Raw genomic sequence first — 22,759 nt, forward strand, 5'->3', positions numbered from 1 at the left:
TACTTTTTTTTTCACTGGATTGTCGCCCTGTACTCCGGGCGTTCACCACGTTTTCACAGGAGCTGTTATGCCAAACCGTATTCAGTATGCCCGACATGGCGGGCCGGAAGTTCTGGAGTGGTCATCATTTTCTCTGCCGGAGCCCGGTGAGCATGAAGTTGTGGTAGAAAACAAAGCCATTGGTATTAACTATATCGATACCTATTTCCGCAGTGGATTGTATCCCCCACCCTCGCTGCCGGCAGGTCTGGGCACCGAAGCCGCCGGGATTGTGACCCGTACAGGTCACTCCGTCAGCCGCGTGAAACCGGGCGACCGTGTAGTTTATGCTCAGTCGACGGCCGGGGCCTACAGTGAAAGCCATATCGTAAATGAAGATCGTCTGGTGCGACTGCCGGACAGTATTTCCTATGAGCAGGCGGCAGCTTCTTTCCTGAAAGGACTGACAGTCCAGTATCTGCTACGCCAGACCTACCCGATCACCGCCGGTGAAACCTTTCTGTTCCATGCCGCCGCCGGTGGAGTGGGCCTGATTGCCTGCCAGTGGGCCAAAGCTCTGGGAGCCCGGTTAATTGGTACCGTGGGTTCAGCGGAAAAAGCCAAAATTGCTACCGATGCCGGAGCATGGGCAACCATTAACTACCGGGAAGAGAATATTGCGGAGCGGGTCCGTGAGTTGACTGATGGCAAAAAAGTGCCGGTTGTTTATGACTCGGTGGGTCATGATACCTGGGAGGCGTCACTGGACAGCCTGCAACGGCGCGGACTCATGGTCAGTTTCGGAAACTCTTCCGGCCCGGTCACCGGGGTCAACCTGGCAATCCTTAACCAGAAAGGCTCGTTGTTTGTCACCCGGCCATCGTTGTTCGGCTATATCACTAACGCCACCGAACTGGATGCCGCCAGCCACGAACTGTTTACCCTGCTGGCTAGCGGAGCGATCAAAGTCGATGTTCCGGCGAATCAGAAGTTCGCACTGAAAGATGCGGCAGAAGCCCATCGTCAGTTGGAAAGCCGCGCAACCCGTGGGTCCAGCTTGTTGATCCCCTGAGTTCTCTTCTGATATTTATTTCCGACAATGTAAAAGGGCTTCCCGATGGAAGCCCCTTTTTTATTTTTAGTTCGCGCTGGTGTAGGGTCAGAGCGATAAATTCCTGTGAACATCTGAGAATATAATCGCAGATTTTTTCAGTGAAAAGTTTGTTCTGATTCACATTTCCGAAGTTTGTCGGAGGAATGCCGGTAAATCATCCCGTGGTTACCAGCGTCGGTTTATCCTGTTGATTTTCGACATAGTTTTGTCAAACCGCCGGTTTCCAGTCTGTACGGGACGAGAACGGCCAAACGTCTGCCAGACCCAGGCAACCGCCACCGCCAGTAATAACCAGGGAAGCAGTTTCAGGGCAATAAGCAGGAAACCCGACAACAGCATCACCAGGGTTCCCACCAGCAAAGCAACCAGAACACCGATTACCGACACACCGGTCAGCAGCAACATAACAAAAAAACCGGCGACAAATAATAATTCCATGATCCACTCCTCAGCGAATAATGATCACTTTCAGACTGTGAGGAGTATTACAAGAATCGTGCCAGCCAGTAAAAAAATAACCCTCTGAAATTTAATAGTAAAATAATTCAGAGGTTCAGCCAGGGTGGTGAAAATCACTAAAGAGTGGTGTGAAAATCAGACTATGTTTGCCGGAACATCTCCGGCAAATCCTCAACGGTCAGCCACCAGCGATAATGCCTGCTCAACCACGCGAACATCGGCTCCGGGTTTATGTGCATTTTCACTTAAATGGCGACGCCATTGTCTTGCTCCCGGAATTCCCTGGAACAGCCCCAGCATATGGCGGGTAATGTGCCCAAGGTAAGTTCCCTGGCTGAGTTCAGCTTCAATATAAGGGTACATTGAGCGAACCACTTCCGCAGCATCAGGTACCGGGGTATTCACACCAAAAATTTGCTGATCCACCTGAGCCAGCAATCCGGGATTCTGGTAGGCCTCACGACCCATCATCACACCATCCATATGCTGCAAATGCATCTTTGCTTCTTCCAGCGTTTTTATTCCGCCGTTGATTCCCATTCGCAGTTGAGGGAAATCACGTTTAAGCTGATAAACCCGTGGATAATCCAGGGGGGGGATTTCACGGTTCTGTTTCGGACTCAGACCGGAAAGCCAGGCCTTACGGGCATGCAGAGTAAAAGAATCACAACCACCTTGTTCAGCTACCGTACCGATAAAATCACAAAGGAACTGATAGCTATCCTGAGAGTCGATCCCGATACGGGTTTTTACCGTTACAGGAATAGTCACAACCTCACGCATCGCTTTAATACAGCGGGCTACCAGTTCAGCTTCGGCCATCAGACAGGCCCCGAAACGACCATTCTGCACCCTGTCAGACGGGCATCCTACATTCAGGTTAATCTCGCTATAGCCCCGCTGTTCTGCCAGACGGGCACACTCCGCCAGTGCTTGCGGGTCACTGCCACCTAACTGCAAGGCTACAGGCTGCTCTTCCTGAGAAAAGGCCAGATAATCCCCTTTTCCATGGATAATCGCACCGGTGGTCACCATTTCGGTGTACAACAACGTCTCTGCCGTCAGCTTGCGATGGAAATAGCGGCAGTGCCGATCAGTCCAGTCCAGCATGGGGGCGACGGAGAAGCGATCTGCCTGAAAAACAGCATTCGCGTTTTCCGACGGGTGCGGGGTCTGAGCCAAAGGGGTATCGGTCTGAATATTCATGAAATCATCGTTAAATTGCTGTGGATTGCGATCAGGAGCAGGATAATAGCATAAATTAGCGTCAGGTCCGTCAACGAATACCCGACCAGTGGTTCAAAACGGAAGTAAGCCGGGCGTAACCAGATTCAGGGACGCAGTAAACAACTTGTTAATCTATTCCTCGTGGGCCCCTGCTCCCGACACACATCACCAACATTAAAACGCCAGTCATGCTAAGATGGTTGTTTACCGGAGACCATTTGTCGGAGAAAGCTATCATGCAAAAACAACTTCCTGCACAGATTATTGCTGAGGCTCAGAACCTTTGCCAGAAACGAGGAGTGCGTATGACTCCCCAGCGTGCTGAAGTGTTACGCCTGATGGCTGAGCAGTATGGTGCCATCAGTGCTTATGACCTGCTGGATAAATTACGTCTCAGTGAGCCACAGGCTAAGCCGCCAACAGTCTACCGCGCACTGGATTTCCTGCTGGAACAGGGCTTTATTCATCGGGTGGCCTCAAACAACAGCTATGTCGTCTGTCCGCATTTTGAACATCCTTCTCATACTTCAGTGATGCTGATTTGCGATCATTGCGCTTCTGTCAGTGAACGGCATGCAGAAGGTGTTGAAAAACTGATTGGCACCCAGGCCAAACTAGCGGGTTTTACGCTGCGTCATACGGTGATTGAAGTGCATGGTCTATGCGAAAAATGCGCAGAAATTGCTGCCTGTGAGAGCCAGGATCATTGCCAGCATGACCATACGATTGAGACGAAAATTCGCCCCGGACGATAGGCATGTGCCGGAAGATGTCAGGGAGTAAACCAACTCTGATGACGCTGATGATAGTTCCAGCGCCTCCACAACGTAATTCCGCGCAGTAGCATAAATACACATAACGCCAGCCATACTCCGTGGTTGCCCAGCCAGGGCACCGTACACAAGGTCAGACCGAAACCTGCAGCAGCCACAGCCATGCTGTTACGCATCTCTTTCCCCCGGGTAGCACCGACAAATAATCCGTCCAGCAGATAGCATCCTACGCCTGCAAGGGGGAGAATAATCTGCCAGATCAGGTAATGGTCGGCCAGTTGGCGCAATGAGGGTAAGGATGTCAGCATATCGATAATCCAGGGGCCTGCAAGGGCATAAATCAGTGAAAATGCCACTGCTACGATGCCTGCCTGTCGACAGGAAGCATGCCAGACTTCTGGCAACCGCCCTGCCTGCCGCGCACCATAGGCTTCACCGGATACCGCTTCTACCGCATAAGCAAACCCGTCAAGCGCATAGGAAGTAAACGACAGAAACATCATCAGTAAGGCATTCACCGCCACAATATCGCCCCCCAGCCTGGCCCCGGTCATAGTCAGCGAGGCGAAACAGAGTTGTAGCAACAATGAGCGCAGTAAAATATCGCGGTTCAGCCCCAGCACCCGTTTAATATCCCCCCGCCAGCCATTCAGCAGTGAACGCGGATCAATTCCCTGGCGAGCCAGCACACGCCACACCAGCACTATCCCGGTTAGCAATGTCACATATTCGGCTATCACCGTGGCTCCTGCCGCGCCCCGTACCCCCATGTGTAGGTGTAATACCAGCAATAGCTCCAGAATAATATTCACCAGATTACCAGCGACCAACAGGATGACAGGAGCTCTGGCATACTGAACCCCCAGCAACCAGCCCAGAATGACCAGATTAGCAAAGGTTGCCGGTGCACTCAGCCAGCGGACATCAATAAACTCACGGGCCTGATACAGGATGGCAGGGTCGCCGCCAATCACCCGGGTGGCAAGGTGGCTAAACGGTTGGCGAAACAATAAAAACAACAGACCTGCCAGCAGGCTGACAATCATCGGCTGCACCAGTGCCCGAACCAGTGCCGGGTTATTTTTTCCCCCCCACGCCTGGGCCGTCAGTCCCGTGGTACTCATTCGCAGGAAAAGCAATAACATAAACAGAAAACTGGTAATCGTGGTTGCCACAGCTACCCCACCCAGATATATCGCACTGTTCAGGTGACCAATCACCGCAGTATCGACCAATCCCAGTAACGGCACGGAGATATTGGACAGGATCATTGGCAGCGCCAGTCGCCAGAGCTGTTTATCGGTGCGGTTGAACAAAGACATGGGCTATCCTGCGGCTGTATACGGCAATAGGGGAGACGTTATTTTACAGAATGCTGATTAAGGCAGGCTGGCCTTAACCTTTCGGGCACGGGGCCGTTGCTTCAGAACGTCCCCGTATTGCCGCGATTGCAGTACCGGCCAGAAGCCGGAACAGATCCTGACAGTTTACAACCATTCACCATTGCGGATAACACCCACGGCGAGACCTTCTACTGTCAGGTTTTGCTCACGGACATCGACCACAATCGGGGAAAACTCACTGTTTTCTGGCAGAAGATGTACGGTATTCCCCTGTTTCTTCCAGCGTTTAACCGTCACTTCATCGTCAATTCTGGCGACCACGACCTGGCCGTTTCGAACATCCTGGGTCTTATGGACAGCCAGCAGATCTCCGTCCATGATACCAATGTCTTTCATCGAAGTACCGCTGACTCTCAGCAGAAAATCAGCAGCCGGCTTAAACAGGGCCGGGTCAACCTGGAAATGGCTTTCGATATGCTGCTCGGCTAATAATGGCTCGCCGGCGGCGACACGGCCAATCAGCGGTAATCCTTCTGCGGTCTCTTCTTCCATCAACAGTCGGATACCCCGTGAAGCGCCTGAAACAATCTCAATGACCCCCTTACGGGCCAGAGCTTTCAGATGCTCCTCGGCAGCATTTGGAGAGCGAAATCCCAGCCGGGAAGCAATTTCAGCGCGAGTCGGTGGCATCCCTGTTTGTTGAATATGGTCGCGAATCAGGTCATAGACCTGTTGCTGCCTGCTGGTTAATGCTTTCATCCCGCCCCCTGGTTGTTTATACAGTCGCTGTGAGTATATACAGGTATTTGGGAAATGAAAACTAAAAACCGTCATAAAACAAACAACTGTCGGTTACTATTCCGCCACTCACCACCATTGCCACAACACCGAAATCCAGACAAAGGCCGCCAGCAGTAAAGCGATAAACACTGCCGCTGACCCCATATCCTTCGCGCGACCGGACAACGGGTGAAGTTCCGGGCCAAAACGGTCGACCACCGCCTCGATGGCACTGTTCAGTATTTCGACAATAATCACCAGTACCACTGACCCAATCAGCAGAATACGCGAGACCGTATCCACTCTCAGACAGGCAGCAATAATGACCGCCGCTACCGCGAGCACAGTTTCCTGGCGGAAGGCGGCTTCATGTTGCCATGCTGCACGCAATCCCTGCCACGAGTAGCCTGCGGCCTTAATGACCCGTCTCCATCCTCCTGTTGCACCCGCCATCAGGGGTTACTCCTTTTCAGGATAAAATTTCCGTCAATCTCAGACATGTTTACTTGCATCCTCACAGATATTCTTTGCAGTTTCTGGTATGCTTGCGCCGCTTTGCTAACATAAGAGGCTGCAGATTTGTCTATGTCAGGTTGGCGTAAACTTTATTATAAATTACTGAGTTTTCCATTATCTTTGCTGGTGAAAAGCAAGGTGATACCGGGAGACCCTGTCTCCGAACTGGGTCTGGATCCCACACGTCCTATTATCTATGTATTTCCGTACGATTCCAAAGCCGATCTCCTGGCGATGCGGGAGCAGTGCCTGAAGCATGATCTTCCGGATCCATTGCTGCCCGTTGAAATAGATGGCCATTTCCTGCCACGTCATGTGTTTATCCATGACGGGCCACGGTTACTGCCCTATTTCACCCCGAATCAGGAAACCGTCAAAATTTTCCATGATTACCTGGATCTGCACCGCAATAATCCGTCACTGGATGTTCAGTTGGTTCCGGTATCCGTGATGTTCGGTCGTGCTCCGGGTAAAGAGACCCAGGGAGAAAATACCCCGTTACTGCGCGAGCTGAACGGGGTACAGAAATTCTTCGCTATCCTGTGGCTTGGCCGGGACAGTTTTGTGCGCTTCTCGCCAAAAGTCTCTCTGCGGCAGATGGCTGATGAACATGGTACTGATCAGTCCATTGCCCATAAATTATCCCGGGTGGCCCACATCCATTTTGCCCGCCAACGGCTGGCCGCTGTGGGTCCGCGGTTACCTGCGCGTCAGGATCTGTTCAATAAACTGCTGCAATCAAAAGCGATTGCTAAGGCCGTGGAAGACGAGGCTCGCAGTAAGAAGATTTCCTACGATATGGCCCAAAAGAATGCCGTGGCCATGATGGAAGAGATTGCCGCCGATTTCACCTATGAAGCCATCCGCATTACCGATCGCGTGATGGGCTGGCTCTGGAGCCGGTTATATAAAGGGATTAATGTCAGCGGTGGCGAGCGTATTCGTCAGCTGGCCCAGGATGGCCATGAACTGGTCTATGTTCCCTGTCATCGCAGCCATATGGATTATCTGCTGCTCTCCTATGTACTCTATCATCAGGGGCTGGTGCCCCCGCATATTGCCGCCGGGATTAACCTGAATTTTTGGCCGGCCGGGCCTGTGTTCCGTCATCTGGGTGCCTTCTTTATCCGTCGGACCTTTAAAGGCAACAAACTCTACTCCACGGTATTTCGTGAATACCTCGGTGAATTGTTCAGCCGTGGCTATTCGGTAGAGTATTTTGTTGAAGGCGGTCGTTCCCGTACCGGACGGTTACTTGAGCCGAAAACGGGTACCCTGACCATGACCCTGCAGGCGATGCTGCGCGGTGGAAACCGACCGATCACGTTAGTGCCCATCTACATTGGTTACGAACACGTGATGGAAGTGGCGACTTATGCCAAAGAGTTGCGTGGGGCGACCAAAGAGAAAGAGAGCCTGTGGCAGATGTTGCGCGGATTGCGCAAGCTGCGTAACCTGGGGCAAGGCTATGTTAACTTCGGCGAACCACTGCCGCTGGTTAACTACCTGAACAATAATGTTCCGGAATGGCGTGAAGCCATCGACCCGATAGAACCCCAACGTCCGGCATGGATGACCCCGGTCGTCAATGACATTGCCCGCCAAGTGATGGTGCGGATTAACAATGCTGGCGCCGCTAACGCCATGAATCTGTGTGTTACCGCGCTGCTGGCCTCACCGCAACGTTCACTGACCCGTGAACAACTGCTTGAGCAGTTAGAATGTTATACCCGGTTATTACGGAACGTGCCTTATACCAGCGGCACTACGGTTCCGGAGATGAGTGCTCAGGCATTAATCGAGCATGCCATGAGCATGAATAAATTCACCATCGAACACGACAACATTGGTGAAATGATCATCCTGCCGAAAGAACAGGCAGTATTGATGACCTATTACCGGAATAATATTCTGCATCTGCTGGTGATGCCTTCTCTGATTGCTGCGATTATTCATCAGCATACAACACTGAGCAGAGAGGCTTTACTGCATCAGGTCACGCTGATTTATCCGATGCTGAAGAGTGAATTGTTCCTGCGTTGGGAAACCGAAGAGCTGCCTGAGGTCATTGACAGTCTGTGCAATGAGCTGGTCAGTCAGCAACTGATTTCCCACCACAATGATCACTTCTCTGTCGTTCCGGAAAACGCCCGGGTACTGGGTCTGCTGGCTGCCGGTGTCAGAGAGACATTGCAACGCTATGCGATTACCTTCGGCATTTTGAATGCCAAACCATCGATTAACCGGGGAACGCTGGAAAAAGAGAGCCGGACCCTGGCACAGCGACTGTCAGTACTTCACGGAATCAATGCCCCGGAGTTTTTCGATAAGGCGGTATTTACCGGGTTAGTACTTACTTTGCGAGACGAAGGCTATATCAGCGATAAAGATGATGCTGACCAGGAAAAAACCGGGATGATGAGGAAGATTCTGCTGGACCTGACCACCCGCGACGTCCGTCAGACCATAGAAAATGGCATTGCCAGCGACAACGAATAACTGCCGGTTATTCTGCTGCCAGTAATAAGGGCGCCCCATGACAGGGGCGCCCTTTTATTTTTCTTATACCGGCTAGCTACATCAGATTAATAAATGGCAAAGTACTCAGGGCGATACCGCCAAAAATGACCAGCCCGACATAATTATTATTCAGAAAAGCCTGGAAGCAGGCATCTCTGTCACGCCCGGCAGCCAGACGTTGCTGATAAATAAAGAAACCGGCAGCCACCACCAGTGAAAGATAAAACCAGCCATTCAGTCCCAGCAGGCGGCCAACAATCACTAGCAGGACGAGGGTGGCTATCTGTAACAGACCAATAATCAGTTTGTCATGACGGCCAAACAGAATTGCCGTCGATTTGACACCAATCTTCAGGTCATCATCGCGATCCACCATCGCGTACAGAGTGTCATACGCCACTGTCCAGCAAACATTGGCCAGAAATACCAGCCAGCAGGCCAAAGGTAAGTACCCACTGACGGCCATCCACGCCATGGGAATAGCCCAGCCAAAAGCTGCCCCCAGCACTACCTGGGGCAGATGCGTATAACGTTTCATAAACGGATAAGCACTGGCCAGTAAGAGTCCCCCGACAGATAACAATACGGTTTTGCTACCCATGGTCAGTACCAGCAAAAAGGCTATCAGCACCAGGCTGATAAATAATATTTTTGCTTCTTTTTCCGTCACCAGTCCGGCCGGTAATGGCCGTAGTTTGGTTCGCTTGACATGGCCATCGACCTTTCTGTCGGCATAATCGTTAATGACACAGCCGGCAGCACGCATCACGATAACGCCCAGCACAAAGACCACCAGCACAGACAACGGTGGAAATGTCAGCCCGGCCAACCATAGCGCCCAGAGGGTCGGCCACATTAACAACAAAGTACCGATAGGTTTATCGATTCGCATCAGACGCTGGTACGCCCGGAATTTGGTGACTTTTGCGGTGTCCTGCACAGTTCCTGTCATTCTTTAACTCCATCCTGATACAGGGGAGATGACGGTAAAAAAATCTCGGTTAACATCAGGGGCTTTCCTGAAAGACGAAGTAGTGAATACCTGCCCCACAAATCATCATTTTTTCCGGGATGAATAAAATCACGACTTAGTAACGGCGAAGTAAATAAGTAACGACCTAACGGAGACTCCCCAAGGGAGGTCAGTGCGACCTCCCGCCCTGTCAGGGTCGATTCTGGCAGAACAGTTCGCCCCATCAGCCACGGACTGTTATCGCCGCTGAGTACGACTTCACGCAGCCAATAACGCTGTTCGTGGTTAAATTCGGAAACCTCTGCTTCATGCGGCAGTAATAACTGACTGTCGATAAATCCTTCCCGCAACACATCAACAGTCAACGACTGGCAATATGACTCCAGCCTGACCGTCATCGAATCTTCCTCAAACAGCCAGCTTCTGGCCCGGGGGGGCAACTCCGGCGAGCTCAGTGGCAGCCATTGAAGCTGGTAGAGTTTGAGAAGTTCCTGTACAGACATTCGGGTTCCCGGTAAATCAGTTGTTGTTGCTACGGCACACTGCTGACAGCGCCACAGAGTATTTCACTGCGGCACTATAGCAGACTCACACCTGCTGAGCAGGATCTTCTGTGTATAAAGCTCGGGTGAGTCTGCATAATCTGAATTCGAAGGGCTGACTATTCTCTTTTCAGTCGTTTAGAGTTCGCCAGCCACAGGGTTCCGACCAGAATCAGCAGCGCAGCGGAGTAGCATAACGTATCAAAGGGGTTTTTATGGTCAACAATAATTAAACGGATGATCGCCGTCACACCGATATAGATAAAATAGCGTAGCGGGAAATGAAATCCTGACTGAAAATACTTCACAATCAAAGCAATAAACTCAAAATACAGGAAGTAAATAACAATTCCTTCTATCAGCAAATAGGATGAAGATTCCTCTCCGGTATGAAACAATACGTTAGCCAGATGCAGCGTTTCTTTACCGAGAAAGATGACTAAAATAATTGCCAGCGCAATCAGGCCGATATTAAGTATCCACTGTAAAACAGAAGCGATAATTCCGCCTAACGATCTCTTATCTGCATTCTCTGATGTTGACATACAGCCCCCCAAAAAAAATAAACCTGCAAAACTACCAAACTTTCGATCCGCACAATAGCGTATCCCGGTACGGCTTGCAGTATTCCTTTGACGAGCACACAAAAAAAAGCGGCACTGCTGCCGCTTTGTTTTTAAACCGTTAATTATCTGTTAACGCCATTCTTTATAACGGTTAATCAGACCATTAGTAGAACTGTCATGGCTGCTGACTTTTTCATCTCCACCCAGTTCAGGCAGGATTCGATTAGCCAGTTGTTTGCCGAGTTCAACCCCCCATTGATCAAACGTGAAGATGTTAAGAATTGAACCTTGGGTAAATATTTTATGCTCATACAGAGCAATCAATGCACCCAGTGAGAAAGGCGTTATCTCACGCAGCAGGATTGAGTTAGTGGGGCGATTACCTTCAAACACTTTGAACGGCACAATGTGTGCGACTTCGGCGGCTGTTTTACCTGCGTCAGTAAACTCTTTCTCTACCACTTCACGTGATTTACCAAACGCCAAAGCTTCGGTCTGAGCAAAGAAGTTAGACAGTAGTTTCGGGTGATGATCGCTGAGTGCGTTGTGAGTGATGGCCGGAGCAATAAAATCACAAGGAATAATTTTGGTGCCCTGATGAATCAGTTGGTAGAACGCATGCTGACCGTTCGTGCCAGGCTCACCCCAGATAATCGGCCCGGTCTGATAATCGACAGCGTTGCCGGTACGATCAACATATTTACCGTTAGATTCCATATTACCTTGCTGGAAATAGGCTGCGAAACGGTGCATATACTGGTCGTAAGGCAGAATGGCTTCTGTTTCTGTACCGTAGAAGTTGTTATACCAGATACCAATCAGCGCCAGCAGCACTGGCAGGTTTTTTTCTGCCGGTGTATTGGCAAAGTGCTGGTCCATTGCGTGGGCACCGCTCAGCAACTGCTCAAAATTCTCAAAACCTACCGACAGAATTATTGACAAGCCGATCGCTGACCATAATGAGTAGCGACCGCCCACCCAGTCCCAGAATTCAAACATGTTGTCGGTATCAATACCAAATTCGGATACCGCTTTCGCATTGGTCGACAGGGCCGCAAAATGGCTGGCAACGTACTTTTCATCACCGGCACTGGCCAGGAACCAGTCGCGGGCGCTATGTGCGTTGGTCATGGTTTCCTGGGTCGTGAAGGTTTTCGAAGCCACCAGGAACAAAGTAGATTCCGGGCTCAGATCCCGCAATGTTTCAGCAATATGAGTGCCATCAACATTGGAAACGAAGTGCATATTCAGGTGGTTTTTATAGGGACGCAGAGCTTCTGTGACCATAAACGGCCCTAAGTCAGAGCCACCGATGCCGATATTAACCACATCAGTAATCGGTTTGCCGGTATAGCCTTTCCATTCCCCACTGATAATACGTTCAGAGAAGCTTTTCATCTTCTCCAGCACCGCATTAACTTCCGGCATAACATCTTTGCCATCCACAAGGATCGGGGTATTACTACGGTTACGTAACGCAACATGCAACACCGCGCGATCTTCGGTACGGTTGATCTTCTCACCAGAGAACATCGAGGCAATCGATCCACTCAGATCGGTTTCTTTCGCCAATGCCAGTAGTTTTTCCAGAGTTTCGGCATTGATACGGTTTTTCGAATAATCGATGAGAATTTGATCATCGAAAGTGGCGGAGAATTTGGAGAATCGTTGAGGGTCCTGAGCGAAGTGTTCAGCAATGCTCACATCTTTCATAGTGGAGAAATGCTGTTGCAGCGCCTTCCATGCATCAGTTTGTGTCGGATTAATATTTTTCATAACAACACTCTTATTGATTAATGAACTGTGAATCTGGCTTCAGCATAAATTCACTTCAGGATATGCTGACCGCAGTCATACATTGCCACAAAGTGAAGCTATGATTAAACAATTACCCCCGACGTGGCTGAAGTCAGCGGCCACCCCGGCGTAAAATTAGACTCAGTATGACGACTCTTGCTGTTGAAAGGAAAAAAATTTATGGCGTTATCGGCCCCGATATTATTAGTCATTATTGGCATCAGTTCGCTGGCTGCCCAGTGGCTGGCATGGTTGCTGCGTTTACCGGCCATTTTACCGTTGTTAGTCTTCGGTATTTTGCTCGGGCCTGTGACTCACGTTTTACAACCGGACCTGTTATTTGGAAATTTACTGTTCCCTTTGGTATCACTATCTGTAGCAATAATCTTGTTTGAAGGTGCGCTTACCCTGCGTTTTGAAGAAATTCGTGGTCTGGGCGGAGTGGTACGTAATCTGGTCACCATCGGAATGTTGATTACCTTCCTGGTGATTAGTCTTGCCTGCCTGTTTTTGTTACATCTGCCGGCGGGTTTGTCAGCATTGGTCGGTGCCGTCACCGTGGTGACCGGCCCAACGGTGATTGCCCCCCTGATGCGGGTCGTGCGTCCGAAAAATACCATCAATCAGGTACTGCGCTGGGAAGGGATAATTATTGACCCGGTCGGGGCAATCTTCACGCTGCTGGTCTTTGAATTTATCGTATTGCACCAGAAGTCAGAGTCCTACATTCATCTGTTTATGACCCTGGGTAAAACGGTAGGGGTAGGTTTAGCCATTGGCGCAATTGCCGGCTGGGTCACCGGAGTTGCGTTACGCAGAGTCTGGTTACCGGGGTATCTGCAAAACTTCGCGGTGCTGGCCATTATGCTCGGGGTATTTGGCCTGTCTAATCTACTGGCAGATGAGTCCGGGTTGCTCACCGTGACCGTGATGGGTATCTGGCTCGCGAATATGCGTGACCTGGACCTGACGGATATCATCGAGTTTAAGGAACAACTGTCGGCACTGCTGATCTCAGGACTGTTTATTATTCTGGCCGCAAGGGTTGATATCGGAGGGCTGTTCGCCATGGGCTGGCCGCTGGTCGGCGTGCTGTTAGTGATTCAGTTTGTCGCCCGTCCGTTATGTATTGCGGCATCGACTCTGGGTTCCTCACTGCACTGGCGTGACAGGTTGTTACTGTGCTGGATTGCCCCACGCGGTATCGTGGCCGCGGCAGTCAGTTCGCTGTTTGCCTTGACGCTGGCGAAAAATGGCTATCCCGGGGCGGAGAGGCTGGTGAGCGTCGTGTTCGCTATCATTATCGGTACGGTGGTATTGCAGAGCCTGACCAGCCTGCCGATGGCCCGCTGGTTACGGGTACAGAAAAAACAGCCGCGCGGCGTACTGATTGTCGGAGCAAATGCTGTCGCCCGCGCATTGGCACTGGCGCTACAAAAGCAGGACCTTCCGGTACAGGTGACTGATAACAGCTGGGAAAACTATCGTCAGGCGCGGATGGAAGGGCTCCCCGCTTACTTTGGTTATGCCTGGTCGGAACATGCAGAAAACTATCTGGACCTGAATACCACCTCCAGGGTACTGGCGATGTCTTCTAACCGGCATCAGAATGCCCTGGCCGCGTATCATTTCAGCCATATTCTGGGAAAAAATAAGGTCACCGCCATACGCTCGGGAAGTGGCATAACCAGCCGGGGTACAAATGACCGTGAAAGCCCCCGCTTCCGTCGTCAGGAAACCCTGTTCAGTCCGGAATATACTTTCGGCCATCTGAGCCGCTTAATTTCCTCGGGAGCGACCATTAAAGCGACCAGGCTTGGGGAAAACTTTGGCTGGGATGATTATCTGGAGAAAAATCAGGGAGCTATCCCACTTTTTAGTCTGGACGAAGAGAAAAAATTATATCCTGTCAACAGTGGTCAGCCACCGCAGCTTCCCTGCACCCTGATTGCTTTAGTACAAAATGACACCAGGGAGGCCGATAGCCGTTGACAGCCAGCGGATTAACGGCTATTTCTAAAGAAGTTCTTACGTATTTTACGTAGACCAGAAGAGGCGCGTCACCCAGGCAGTATGTCAGAGGAACCGTATCCATTGACGACATACCATGGGGAGTGACGCCGAGGCTGCAAACATGCGGTGTGTTTGTCTGTCGACTACAGGGGCTGAATCCTCTGGGTTGTCACTGTCGTAGCGTTTATAATGAACGTTTATCAAGGTGGGGCGCTTCTGGCTGACTCGTTGTTCTGTCACACCAGTCTGCCTGTTTCTGCTCTCCCTTGTGCTAAGGCTGAATTAAAGATCCTGACACGAGGCTGTTTTGAATGTCCCAATCCGCATTAATCGTTGCTAAATTTGGCGGAACCAGCGTTGCTGATTTCGAAGCAATGAACCGTAGCGCTGATATCGTATTATCCCGTTCTGACGTTAAACTGGTGGTGCTTTCTGCATCTGCCGGCGTGACCAATTTGCTGGTTTCGCTGGCTGAAGGTCAGCCAGCCGAAGGACGTCAGCAATTACTGGAAAAGCTCGGCCATATTCAGTATGCCATTGTGGATAAACTTCGTGCAGCCACAGTGATCCGTGAAGAAATTGCGCGGATTCTGGACAATGTTTCGCTGCTGGCAGATAAAGCAGCCCTCAGCCCTTCTGCCGAACTGACCGATGAATTAGTCAGTCACGGTGAACTGTTATCCACCTTGCTGTTTACCGAGATCGTCCGTGAACGGGATGTCCCGGTACAGTGGTTTGATGTACGCAAAGTCATGCGCACCAGTGACCGTTTTGGCCATGCCGAACCGGATGTGGCGGCAGTCGCAGAGTTGTCTCAGGCATCACTGCTTCCACTGGTTAACCAGTCACTGGTGATTACCCAGGGCTTTATCGGTCGTGAAGAGCGCGGTCTGACCACCACTCTTGGCCGTGGCGGCAGCGACTATACTGCGGCGTTACTGGGTGAAGCCTTAAAAGCTCAGCGCATTGATATCTGGACCGATGTTCAGGGCATTTATACCACCGACCCGCGCATTGTTCCCGCGGCCAGACGAATCGATGAAATTACCTTCGAAGAAGCCGCCGAAATGGCCACTTTCGGAGCCAAAGTTCTGCATCCCGCGACCTTGTTGCCTGCGGTCAGAAACGGTATTCCTGTGTTTGTCGGGTCAAGTAAAGCCCCGGATGCCGGTGGCACCATCGTTTACAATCAGACCAAACAGCAGCCGCTATTCCGTGCAGTCACACTGCGCCGTAACCAGACTCTGCTGACTCTGCATAGCCTGAACATGTTACATGCGCGCGGCTTTCTGGCAGAGGTGTTTGCCATCCTGGCACGGCATAATATTTCGGTAGATCTGATTACCACCTCGGAAGTCAGTGTCGCTTTGACCCTGGATACCACCGGCTCATCCACTCATCAGGGCAGCCTGCTGACTCAGGGATTGCTGACGGAGTTGTCTTCACTGTGTCGGGTAGAAGTGGAAGAAAATCTGGCGCTGGTCGCGCTGATTGGCAACCATCTGGCCCATGCCCGCGGTATTGGCAAAGCTGTGTTCGGAGTCATGGAGCAGTTCAATCTGCGGATGATCTGTTACGGCGCCAGTAGCTATAATCTGTGCTTCCTGGTTCCGGGTAACGACGCCGAGTTTGCCGTTCGTACCCTGCATCAGCATATTTTCGAATAATTCATCACCGGCAGGCCGTGGGGATACTCTGCGGCCTGCATCGTTCACTGGACCATACGCTGCCCTTTCCGGCATTCGCCTGATAATTCACTGCTTTTCCCGCTATTCAAAGCACATACGCTGAAGTTTTGCCTGCCCTCTGTTGTCACCAGATCGAAATGTTATGATAAATTTTCATCTGTAAGTACCCTTGTAGCATGTTTTCTGTGGCAATCATGCGTATACCCTTTAGTTAAAATAATAAGGAATTCTGGCTATGCTCGCCAAAATCACCCGCCTGTTCCCGCTTTGGGCGATCCTGTTGTCCGTTGCAGCCTACTACTCTCCGGGCACATTTCTGCCTGTCGGCCCCTGGGTCAGTGAGTTACTGATGCTTATCATGTTCGGAATGGGCGTGACGCTGAATATCGATGATTTTAAGCGGGTACTTACCCGCCCGGCCCCCGTGATTGCCGGTACATTTCTGCACTATTTCGTGATGCCGCTGGCTGCCTGGGGTTTGGCAAAACTGTTTCACATGCCCCCTGATTTGGCCGCCGGGATGATTCTGGTTGGGAGTGTGGCCAGCGGTACCGCTTCTAACGTAATGATTTATCTGGCTAAAGGTGATGTCGCATTATCAGTCACTATTTCATCAGTGTCTGCTCTGGTCGGTGTGTTCGCTACCCCACTGCTGACCCGTCTGTACGTTGATACCCACATCCAGGTGGATGTCGCTGGTATGCTGTGGAGTATTGTAAAAATAGTGCTGATCCCAATCGGACTTGGACTGATTGTTCACCACAGCCTGACCTCACTGGTGAAAAAGGTCGAGCCTTACCTGCCGGCGTTTTCGATGCTGTGCATTTTGCTGATTATCAGTGCCGTGGTGGCAGGCAGTCAGTCGTTTATCGGTTCGGTGGGACTGATGGTCATTGTCGCGGTTATTATGCATAACGCTATCGGGTTACTGGGCGGCTACTGGGGGGGCAAACTGTTCGGCTTTGATGAATCGACCTGCCGGACACTGGCGCTGGAAGTCGGGATGCAAAACTCCGGTCTGGCCGCCACCCTGGGGAAAATTTATTTTACCCCACTGGCAGCCCTGCCGGGTGCTCTGTTCTCAGTATGGCATAACCTGTCGGGTTCACTGCTTTCGGGCTACTGGTCAGGTAAGCCGATTAAAAAGAAATAATCGTTGATGAAGAGATGCCGGTGATCCGGCATCTCCTGTGGCATTAATCACGATGCTCATCCTCTTGCGGTTGTTCCAGTACACTGTAAGCCACCGCACAGAACAGCGAATTCAGACGTTTCATATCCCCTAACAAACCAAGATGTAATGAGCTGGTTTCGATGCTCTGTACATTTTGCTGATGAAGACGATTAACATGCGCCAGCGAATAGCGCTGATTAAGTATCCGGAAACGGTGTTTCGCCCGACGCAGCCGTTTTGCGGTAGGCATATCCCGCGAAATGAACACCGACAAACTCAGATGTAAATTGTTTAGCAACTGCTCCTGAAGGGTCTCCAGTTCCTGTACTCCGTCGGCAGAGAATGGCCGGTGTGCCGCCAGTGATTTCGCTGCCACATCCGCAGACATTCTTTCAATAATATCGCCAGCCTGTTCAAGATTCAGTGCCAGATCGATAATTTCCGCCCAACGACGTGATTCCTGCTCCGCCAGGTCTTCTTTTGGCATCTGTGCCAGATAGAGTTTGATGGCGGTATATAACACGTCGACATCATCATCCAGTCTGCGGATATTTCGGTCTTCACGCACTTCTCCGTGCAGTACTTTGGTCAGTGTTTCCAGCATCTGTTCGATGACATCCCCTATTCGCAGGGTTTCACGGGCAGCATTCACCAGTGCCAGAGCAGGCGTATCCAGAGCAGTGTAGTCCAGATGTTTGGGCTTCAGACGCTGGTCAGTTTCCACATCATCACTGATCAGCCGCGTACACAGTTTCGCCATTGTCCCGCTGAACGGTACCAGAGCAATACAGCGAATCACGTTGTAAAAAACGTGGAACGAGATCACCAGTTCTGCATCACTCATGGGAACATGAGCCAGTCCGCTGGCAATCAGATTCACAAACGGCAGAATAATCACGCAGCCGATCAGCTTAAACAATAGGCTACCCAGGGCAACCCGTTTACCGGCGGCGTTTGACCGGCTGTTGTTGATCATTGCCAGCAGTCCACTGCCAAAGTTGGCGCCAATCACCAGACAGAGTGCAACTTTGAACGAAATCACATCAGTGGCCGTCAATGTTGCTGTGATAAGCACTGCGGCCAGGCTGGAATAACTGATAATCGCAAATACGGCTCCCACCAGCGCATCCAGAATAATATCACCAGTCAGGGAGGAGAACAGTACCTGTACCCCGGCAGCCTGAGTGATAGGGTGTGAAGCCTGTACAATCAGTTGCAGCGCCAGCAGAATCAGTCCCAGGCCAATTCCGGTACGACCTATCTGGCCCAGCCTTGTCTGTTTACGGCTGAGGAAAAAAATCACTCCGACGAAAATAAACAGTGGCGACAACCAGGAGAGATCATACGTCAGAATCCGGGCCATCAATGCGGTCCCGACATCTGCGCCCAGCACCACGACCAACGCCGGGGTGAGGCTCATCAGATTCTGAGAAACAAATGAGGTGACCAGTAAGGTCGTCGCGTTACTGCTTTGTACCAGTGCAGTCACACCAATACCGGCCAGAAAAGCCAACGGTTTTTTTTCAACACTGCGACTAATGACGCGCCGCAGATCGGCACCATACACCCGCATAATCCCGGTACGGACAATATGTGTCCCCCAGACCAGCAAGGCGACGGCCGATAATAAATTAAGTAAAGTTAACACGTTAAGGTTGCTCCTTCTCCATCACACTCTCCATCCTGTTAGCAGAAAGTCCGTACTCTTCCTCCTCCGACCAGCGATACTTCATCATATCTGCCAGCCGTACCGGACAATCGGGTGATGACACCTTAACTTCGGCATCGCAAAGTGAAACCTTCACTGTTTCCTGTTCAGGCGACCTGGCGTACTGCGGAGAGATCCAGTTGCAGCCCCAACAGCTGGCCTGCAGGATAGAGATCCTTGTGACTGTGGTTGAGGATATCCACAGAAAGATCAACTCCCTGGCACTCGACGCGGTAACGAATCACATTCCCCAGCAGGCTGCTGCTGAGGATGCGTGCGGATAATCCCTGGCCAGTCTGGCAAAACCGAAGTGTCTCGGGGCGAATCGCTACATGAGAACTGAATGATTGTCCGGTCAGTTGCTTAGCCTGTTCGGCTGTTAATAAATTGTAGTTGCCGATAAAGCCTGCGGCAAACAAATCTGCCGGCTGAGTATACAGATCTTCCGCCGCTCCGTTTTGCACAATCTTACCTTTATTCATCAGAACGATACGGTCTGACAGGGTCAGTGCTTCTTCCTGATCATGCGTCACGAAGATCGTAGTCAGCTTCAGTTCCTGTTGTATCAGACGAATTTGATCACGCAGATGGCGGCGGATGCGGGCATCCAGCGCCGACAGAGGTTCATCCAGTAACAACAGCTTTGGCCGGGTCACCAGAGAACGGGCCAGAGCCACACGCTGGCACTGTCCACCGGAGAGCTGATGAGGATAACGCGAGGCAAACTCATTCAGTTCCACCAGCGCCAGTGCTTCTGCTACCCGCTGGCGGATTTCGCCGGTGGGTAGTTTCTGCATCTTCAGGCCAAATGCTACGTTCTTTTCAACGGTCATATTTGGGAACAACGCGTAGCTCTGAAACACCATGCCGACACCGCGTTGCTGGACAGGAACATTCACGATGTTGTTATTTTCCAGCAGGATCTCTCCACTATCGACCTCTGTCAGTCCCGCCAGACAACGTAATAGTGTGGATTTACCGCAACCGCTGGGCCCCAGCAAAGTGACAAATTCCCCCTCACTGGCAGTAAAGTCAATATCGTGGAATACCGGGGTCGTGCCATAGCTTTTGTTCAGTTTTCTGACATTCAGAGTGGCCATATTGCGCCTCATTTACGGTTAAGCAGATTGGCCAGCCAGGTAACCACCAGGATGACAATAAAGTAAGAGATCACTAATGCACTGGTAAAATGGCCACTGCCATTGCGCATATTGTAGAGATAAACCTGTAACGTCTCATAGCGGCTGCCGACCAGCAGGTTAGCAAATACAAACTCACCAATCAGAAATGAGAAAGACAGCAGTACGGCCACCAGTACGCCTTTGCGCAGGTTAGGCAGCACCACAAACAGCGCTGCTTTACTGGTTCCTGCACCTAATAAGTGAGCGGCATCAATCAGTTCTTTCAGATTCACCGACTGAATATTGTTAGAAATCGCCCGGTAGATAAACGGCAGGGCAATCGTGAAATAGCAGCCTATCAGAATCCAAGGCGAACCGGTCAGCATCAACGGTTCAGAGGAGTAAAGTTGCAGTAATCCGACAGAAGAGACCACCGGCGGAACAGCAAATGGCATCAGGATCAGTACATTCATAACCCCGTCGAGCTTTGGATAGTAGTAAGCAATCACAAACATTGCAGGCAGTACCAGTAGTAATGAAACCAGTAATGCTCCGATACAGATCAGTAATGAGTGCCCCAGCGCAGCAATAAAGCGCGGGTCTTGCCATAGCTGGATAAACCAGGAGAGTGTCAGCCCCTGCGGCAACACCGTATCGCTCCATTCACGTGACAGGGCATACAGCAGGGTTGCAACCAGTGGCAGAGCAAGGATTATCAGTAACAAGCTGCTGATAACCCGATGATAAATATTTTCGGCCCGGGACATAGTGACTCCCTTCAGGAACGTTTAGCGGTTAAGTAACTACGGCGAACCAGGTACTGCTGTACCACAGTGATTACCGTCAGCAGCACTACCAGCAACATAGCTAACGCGCTACCCATATACGGATCGAGGGAGATATCGCCGGACACCAGCGCCGCAATCCTTACCGGAACCACATTAAAGTTGCCGCTGGTCAGCGCGTAGATAGTGGCATATGCCCCTAAAGCATTTGCCAGCAAGATCACAAAGGTGCCGAGTAATGCCGGAGAAAGCACCGGCAAGCCAATTAAACGCCAGTAACTCCAGCGTCCGGCACCGAGCAGGGCCGCCGACTCCTGCCAGTCTTTTTTCAGGCCTTCAAAGGCCGGAAACAGCAGTAATACTCCGAGAGGAATCTGAAACCAGGTATATATCAGGATCATCCCGTCGCGCGAGAACAACCTAAATCCGTTGCCCATTCCGAAGTGACGCATTAATAGCGTCAGGCAACCGTTAAGCCCCAGTAAAATAATAAAGGCAAATGCCAGAGGGACTCCGGCAAAGTTACTGGTCATATTAGTGAACGACATCATAAAACGATGGAAGCGCCCGTTACCCAACTGATGCAATGAATACCCTGCCACCAGCGAAATAATTAAACCATAACAGCTTGACCAGAAGGAGATATCCAGCGAGAACCGCAGTGCCTGCTGATAAAAGGGTGAAGTCAAAATATCATGGTAGTTATCCAGACCCCAGCGGCTGTTAACATCACTCCAGAAACTGTTGCCGGCGACCCACACCAGTGGGGCCACCTGAAAGGCAATATAAAACACCGCAAAAGGCAGTAACCATAACAGAGCTATCCATTTAGCTTTCATTCCCCCGCCCCCGCGGCTGTTGACAACAGCGCCTGGCACACCGGTTTATCATGCACTATTCCAAGAATCTCACAGACTGATCCGCAGAGTTCTGTCTGACGTGGCTTTAGTCCGCTCTGTTTAGAAAATGCATCGCCAAACACGAACAACGGAACACGGACTTCTTCCTGTAAGTTGCCACCATGTGAACGGTCATCATTCATACCATGATCGGCTGTCACGATGACCTGGTAGCCTTCCTGTAACCAACCGGGCATCCAGTGCGATAAATAGCCATCAGCCATCCGTGCGCGGTTACGATACTGAGAGGAGTTGAGGCCGAATTTATGCCCGGCATCATCGACATTCATTGGATGAATCAGAAGAAAATCAGGATCATGCAACCGGCGCAGGCTCTCGGCATCTTCAAACAAATGAGAATCCGGATAACCATCGTCGGAATAGAAATGGCCGAACTGAATCGGCAACGCTTCGTCCCGGGTATGACGATCACGAACCGCATCGTAAGGACTGCGGTTGTAAAGCTCACTCACCCAGTGGTAGGCCGCCGCCGCAGTACGCAAACCGGCTGCCCGTGCATAATGGAAGATGCTACGCTGATTGCTCAGGCGGTTTACCCCGTTATGAATTATCCCGCTAAGCACCGGCGGAACACCGGTCAGAATACACTCGTACAATGGCCGCGACAGTGAGGGTAATTCACAGATCATGGGATAATACTGCCCATGACCCTGCGCACATTCAGCATGCAGATATCCCATAGCATGCTCAGCCACCACATCACTCAGACCATCAAGTACCACCAGGATTGTTTTCATCGTTTACCTCATGACTTCTAAAGA

At 51.0% G+C, this 22,759-nt stretch carries 21 protein-coding genes and 1 riboswitch; of the genes, 6 read left to right on the forward strand and 15 right to left on the reverse strand.

Going from position 1 to position 22,759, the window contains the following annotated elements:
* Positions 1-67 precede the first annotated feature (67 nt).
* Positions 68-1,051, forward strand: coding sequence for a quinone oxidoreductase (locus HA49_RS16450; RefSeq protein ID WP_038023839.1), 984 nt, complete (start codon positions 68-70; stop codon positions 1,049-1,051).
* 207 nt (positions 1,052-1,258) lie between these two features.
* Here the strand turns inward: HA49_RS16450 and pspG are convergent, their stop codons facing one another.
* Positions 1,259-1,531, reverse strand: coding sequence for an envelope stress response protein PspG (gene pspG / locus HA49_RS16455; protein ID WP_245610228.1), 273 nt, complete (start codon positions 1,529-1,531; stop codon positions 1,259-1,261).
* A 192-nt stretch (positions 1,532-1,723) separates the two neighbouring features.
* Positions 1,724-2,758 carry a tRNA dihydrouridine(20/20a) synthase DusA gene (gene dusA / locus HA49_RS16460; RefSeq protein ID WP_072055956.1) on the reverse strand — a complete coding sequence of 345 codons (1,035 nt, stop codon included), beginning with the start codon at positions 2,756-2,758 and terminating at the stop codon, positions 1,724-1,726.
* Between the two features lie 257 nt (positions 2,759-3,015).
* Between dusA and zur the strand changes: the two genes are divergently transcribed.
* Complete coding sequence (gene zur / locus HA49_RS16465; RefSeq protein ID WP_038023841.1) at positions 3,016-3,534, forward strand: zinc uptake transcriptional repressor Zur; 519 nt, start codon at positions 3,016-3,018, stop codon at positions 3,532-3,534.
* 17 nt (positions 3,535-3,551) lie between these two features.
* Here the strand turns inward: zur and dinF are convergent, their stop codons facing one another.
* From dinF to HA49_RS16480, 3 genes are all read right to left on the reverse strand, one after another.
* Positions 3,552-4,874 carry an MATE family efflux transporter DinF gene (gene dinF / locus HA49_RS16470; RefSeq protein WP_038023844.1) on the reverse strand — a complete coding sequence of 441 codons (1,323 nt, stop codon included), beginning with the start codon at positions 4,872-4,874 and terminating at the stop codon, positions 3,552-3,554.
* Between the two features lie 165 nt (positions 4,875-5,039).
* Positions 5,040-5,654, reverse strand: a complete 615-nt coding sequence (lexA, locus tag HA49_RS16475) for a transcriptional repressor LexA (RefSeq protein ID WP_038023847.1) — start codon at positions 5,652-5,654, stop codon at positions 5,040-5,042.
* 108 nt (positions 5,655-5,762) lie between these two features.
* Entirely contained in the window at positions 5,763-6,128 is a 366-nt protein-coding gene (locus HA49_RS16480) for a diacylglycerol kinase (RefSeq protein WP_038023850.1), read from the reverse strand.
* Between the two features lie 132 nt (positions 6,129-6,260).
* On the opposite strand from HA49_RS16480, the gene plsB reads away from it, so the two are divergent.
* Positions 6,261-8,690, forward strand: a complete 2,430-nt coding sequence (gene plsB / locus HA49_RS16485; RefSeq protein WP_038023852.1) for a glycerol-3-phosphate 1-O-acyltransferase PlsB — start codon at positions 6,261-6,263, stop codon at positions 8,688-8,690.
* Positions 8,691-8,766: 76 nt separating this feature from the next.
* Here plsB and ubiA read toward each other — a convergent pair whose 3' ends face one another.
* The 4 genes from ubiA to pgi form a co-directional block, all read right to left on the reverse strand.
* Positions 8,767-9,663 (reverse strand): 4-hydroxybenzoate octaprenyltransferase, encoded by an 897-nt coding sequence (gene ubiA, locus HA49_RS16490; RefSeq protein ID WP_425427742.1) that lies wholly within the window; start codon positions 9,661-9,663, stop codon positions 8,767-8,769.
* Positions 9,660-10,187 (reverse strand): chorismate lyase, encoded by a 528-nt coding sequence (ubiC, locus tag HA49_RS16495; protein ID WP_038023855.1) that lies wholly within the window; start codon positions 10,185-10,187, stop codon positions 9,660-9,662. Before ubiC ends, ubiA begins: the two co-directional genes overlap by 4 nt.
* Before the next feature lie 158 nt (positions 10,188-10,345).
* Entirely contained in the window at positions 10,346-10,771 is a 426-nt protein-coding gene (gene psiE / locus HA49_RS16500; protein WP_046791890.1) for a phosphate-starvation-inducible protein PsiE, read from the reverse strand.
* A 150-nt stretch (positions 10,772-10,921) separates the two neighbouring features.
* The gene (pgi, locus tag HA49_RS16505) at positions 10,922-12,568 is read right to left on the reverse strand and encodes a glucose-6-phosphate isomerase (protein ID WP_038023857.1); all 1,647 of its coding nucleotides are present in this window, start codon (positions 12,566-12,568) and stop codon (positions 10,922-10,924) included.
* Between the two features lie 201 nt (positions 12,569-12,769).
* On the opposite strand from pgi, the gene HA49_RS16510 reads away from it, so the two are divergent.
* The 3 genes from HA49_RS16510 to panS all read left to right on the forward strand — a co-directional run bounded on the left by HA49_RS16510 (position 12,770) and on the right by panS (position 17,443).
* Positions 12,770-14,581, forward strand: coding sequence for a cation:proton antiporter (locus tag HA49_RS16510; protein WP_038023859.1), 1,812 nt, complete (start codon positions 12,770-12,772; stop codon positions 14,579-14,581).
* Between the two features lie 50 nt (positions 14,582-14,631).
* A riboswitch (Lysine riboswitch) is annotated at positions 14,632-14,826 on the forward strand.
* Between the two features lie 87 nt (positions 14,827-14,913).
* Entirely contained in the window at positions 14,914-16,269 is a 1,356-nt protein-coding gene (gene lysC / locus HA49_RS16515) for a lysine-sensitive aspartokinase 3 (protein ID WP_038023860.1), read from the forward strand.
* 256 nt (positions 16,270-16,525) lie between these two features.
* Positions 16,526-17,443: a ketopantoate/pantoate/pantothenate transporter PanS gene (gene panS / locus HA49_RS16520; RefSeq protein ID WP_038023863.1), complete on the forward strand. Its 918-nt coding sequence runs from the start codon at positions 16,526-16,528 to the stop codon at positions 17,441-17,443.
* A 43-nt stretch (positions 17,444-17,486) separates the two neighbouring features.
* On the opposite strand, the gene HA49_RS16525 is transcribed toward panS, so the two are convergent.
* From HA49_RS16525 to HA49_RS16545, 6 genes are read right to left on the reverse strand one after another with little or no spacing between them, the layout of a single operon-like run.
* Positions 17,487-19,112, reverse strand: coding sequence for a Na/Pi cotransporter family protein (locus HA49_RS16525; RefSeq protein WP_038023864.1), 1,626 nt, complete (start codon positions 19,110-19,112; stop codon positions 17,487-17,489).
* A 1-nt stretch (position 19,113) separates the two neighbouring features.
* Positions 19,114-19,269, reverse strand: a complete 156-nt coding sequence (locus HA49_RS21525) for a hypothetical protein (protein WP_156994685.1) — start codon at positions 19,267-19,269, stop codon at positions 19,114-19,116.
* A 10-nt stretch (positions 19,270-19,279) separates the two neighbouring features.
* Entirely contained in the window at positions 19,280-20,272 is a 993-nt protein-coding gene (locus HA49_RS16530) for an ABC transporter ATP-binding protein (RefSeq protein WP_038023866.1), read from the reverse strand.
* Between the two features lie 8 nt (positions 20,273-20,280).
* The gene (locus tag HA49_RS16535) at positions 20,281-21,060 is read right to left on the reverse strand and encodes an ABC transporter permease (RefSeq protein WP_038023867.1); all 780 of its coding nucleotides are present in this window, start codon (positions 21,058-21,060) and stop codon (positions 20,281-20,283) included.
* An 11-nt stretch (positions 21,061-21,071) separates the two neighbouring features.
* Positions 21,072-21,917, reverse strand: coding sequence for an ABC transporter permease (locus HA49_RS16540; protein WP_038023869.1), 846 nt, complete (start codon positions 21,915-21,917; stop codon positions 21,072-21,074).
* A complete protein-coding gene (locus HA49_RS16545) occupies positions 21,914-22,735 on the reverse strand; it encodes an alkaline phosphatase family protein (RefSeq protein WP_038023872.1) in 822 nt (273 codons plus the stop codon). Before HA49_RS16545 ends, HA49_RS16540 begins: the two co-directional genes overlap by 4 nt.
* Positions 22,736-22,759 lie beyond the last annotated feature (24 nt).

Origin of the sequence: Tatumella morbirosei, from assembly GCF_000757425.2 — a bacterium.
In the GTDB taxonomy this organism is placed as follows: Bacteria; Pseudomonadota; Gammaproteobacteria; order Enterobacterales; family Enterobacteriaceae; genus Tatumella; species Tatumella morbirosei.

Coding starts and splice junctions, on each gene's coding strand:
- HA49_RS16540 (WP_038023869.1), bottom strand. CDS start 21,917: ATGAAAGCTAAATGGATAGCTCTGTTATGGTTACTGCCTTTTGCGGTG.
- ubiC (WP_038023855.1), bottom strand. CDS start 10,187: ATGTCTGTACAGGAACTTCTCAAACTCTACCAGCTTCAATGGCTGCCA.
- plsB (WP_038023852.1), top strand. CDS start 6,261: ATGTCAGGTTGGCGTAAACTTTATTATAAATTACTGAGTTTTCCATTA.
- zur (WP_038023841.1), top strand. CDS start 3,016: ATGCAAAAACAACTTCCTGCACAGATTATTGCTGAGGCTCAGAACCTT.
- lysC (WP_038023860.1), top strand. CDS start 14,914: ATGTCCCAATCCGCATTAATCGTTGCTAAATTTGGCGGAACCAGCGTT.
- dinF (WP_038023844.1), bottom strand. CDS start 4,874: ATGTCTTTGTTCAACCGCACCGATAAACAGCTCTGGCGACTGGCGCTG.
- HA49_RS16450 (WP_038023839.1), top strand. CDS start 68: ATGCCAAACCGTATTCAGTATGCCCGACATGGCGGGCCGGAAGTTCTG.
- ubiA (WP_425427742.1), bottom strand. CDS start 9,663: ATGACAGGAACTGTGCAGGACACCGCAAAAGTCACCAAATTCCGGGCG.
- dusA (WP_072055956.1), bottom strand. CDS start 2,758: ATGAATATTCAGACCGATACCCCTTTGGCTCAGACCCCGCACCCGTCG.
- lexA (WP_038023847.1), bottom strand. CDS start 5,654: ATGAAAGCATTAACCAGCAGGCAGCAACAGGTCTATGACCTGATTCGC.
- HA49_RS16480 (WP_038023850.1), bottom strand. CDS start 6,128: ATGGCGGGTGCAACAGGAGGATGGAGACGGGTCATTAAGGCCGCAGGC.
- psiE (WP_046791890.1), bottom strand. CDS start 10,771: ATGTCAACATCAGAGAATGCAGATAAGAGATCGTTAGGCGGAATTATC.
- HA49_RS16545 (WP_038023872.1), bottom strand. CDS start 22,735: ATGAAAACAATCCTGGTGGTACTTGATGGTCTGAGTGATGTGGTGGCT.
- pspG (WP_245610228.1), bottom strand. CDS start 1,531: ATGGAATTATTATTTGTCGCCGGTTTTTTTGTTATGTTGCTGCTGACC.
- pgi (WP_038023857.1), bottom strand. CDS start 12,568: ATGAAAAATATTAATCCGACACAAACTGATGCATGGAAGGCGCTGCAA.
- HA49_RS16535 (WP_038023867.1), bottom strand. CDS start 21,060: ATGTCCCGGGCCGAAAATATTTATCATCGGGTTATCAGCAGCTTGTTA.
- HA49_RS16530 (WP_038023866.1), bottom strand. CDS start 20,272: ATGGCCACTCTGAATGTCAGAAAACTGAACAAAAGCTATGGCACGACC.
- HA49_RS16510 (WP_038023859.1), top strand. CDS start 12,770: ATGGCGTTATCGGCCCCGATATTATTAGTCATTATTGGCATCAGTTCG.
- panS (WP_038023863.1), top strand. CDS start 16,526: ATGCTCGCCAAAATCACCCGCCTGTTCCCGCTTTGGGCGATCCTGTTG.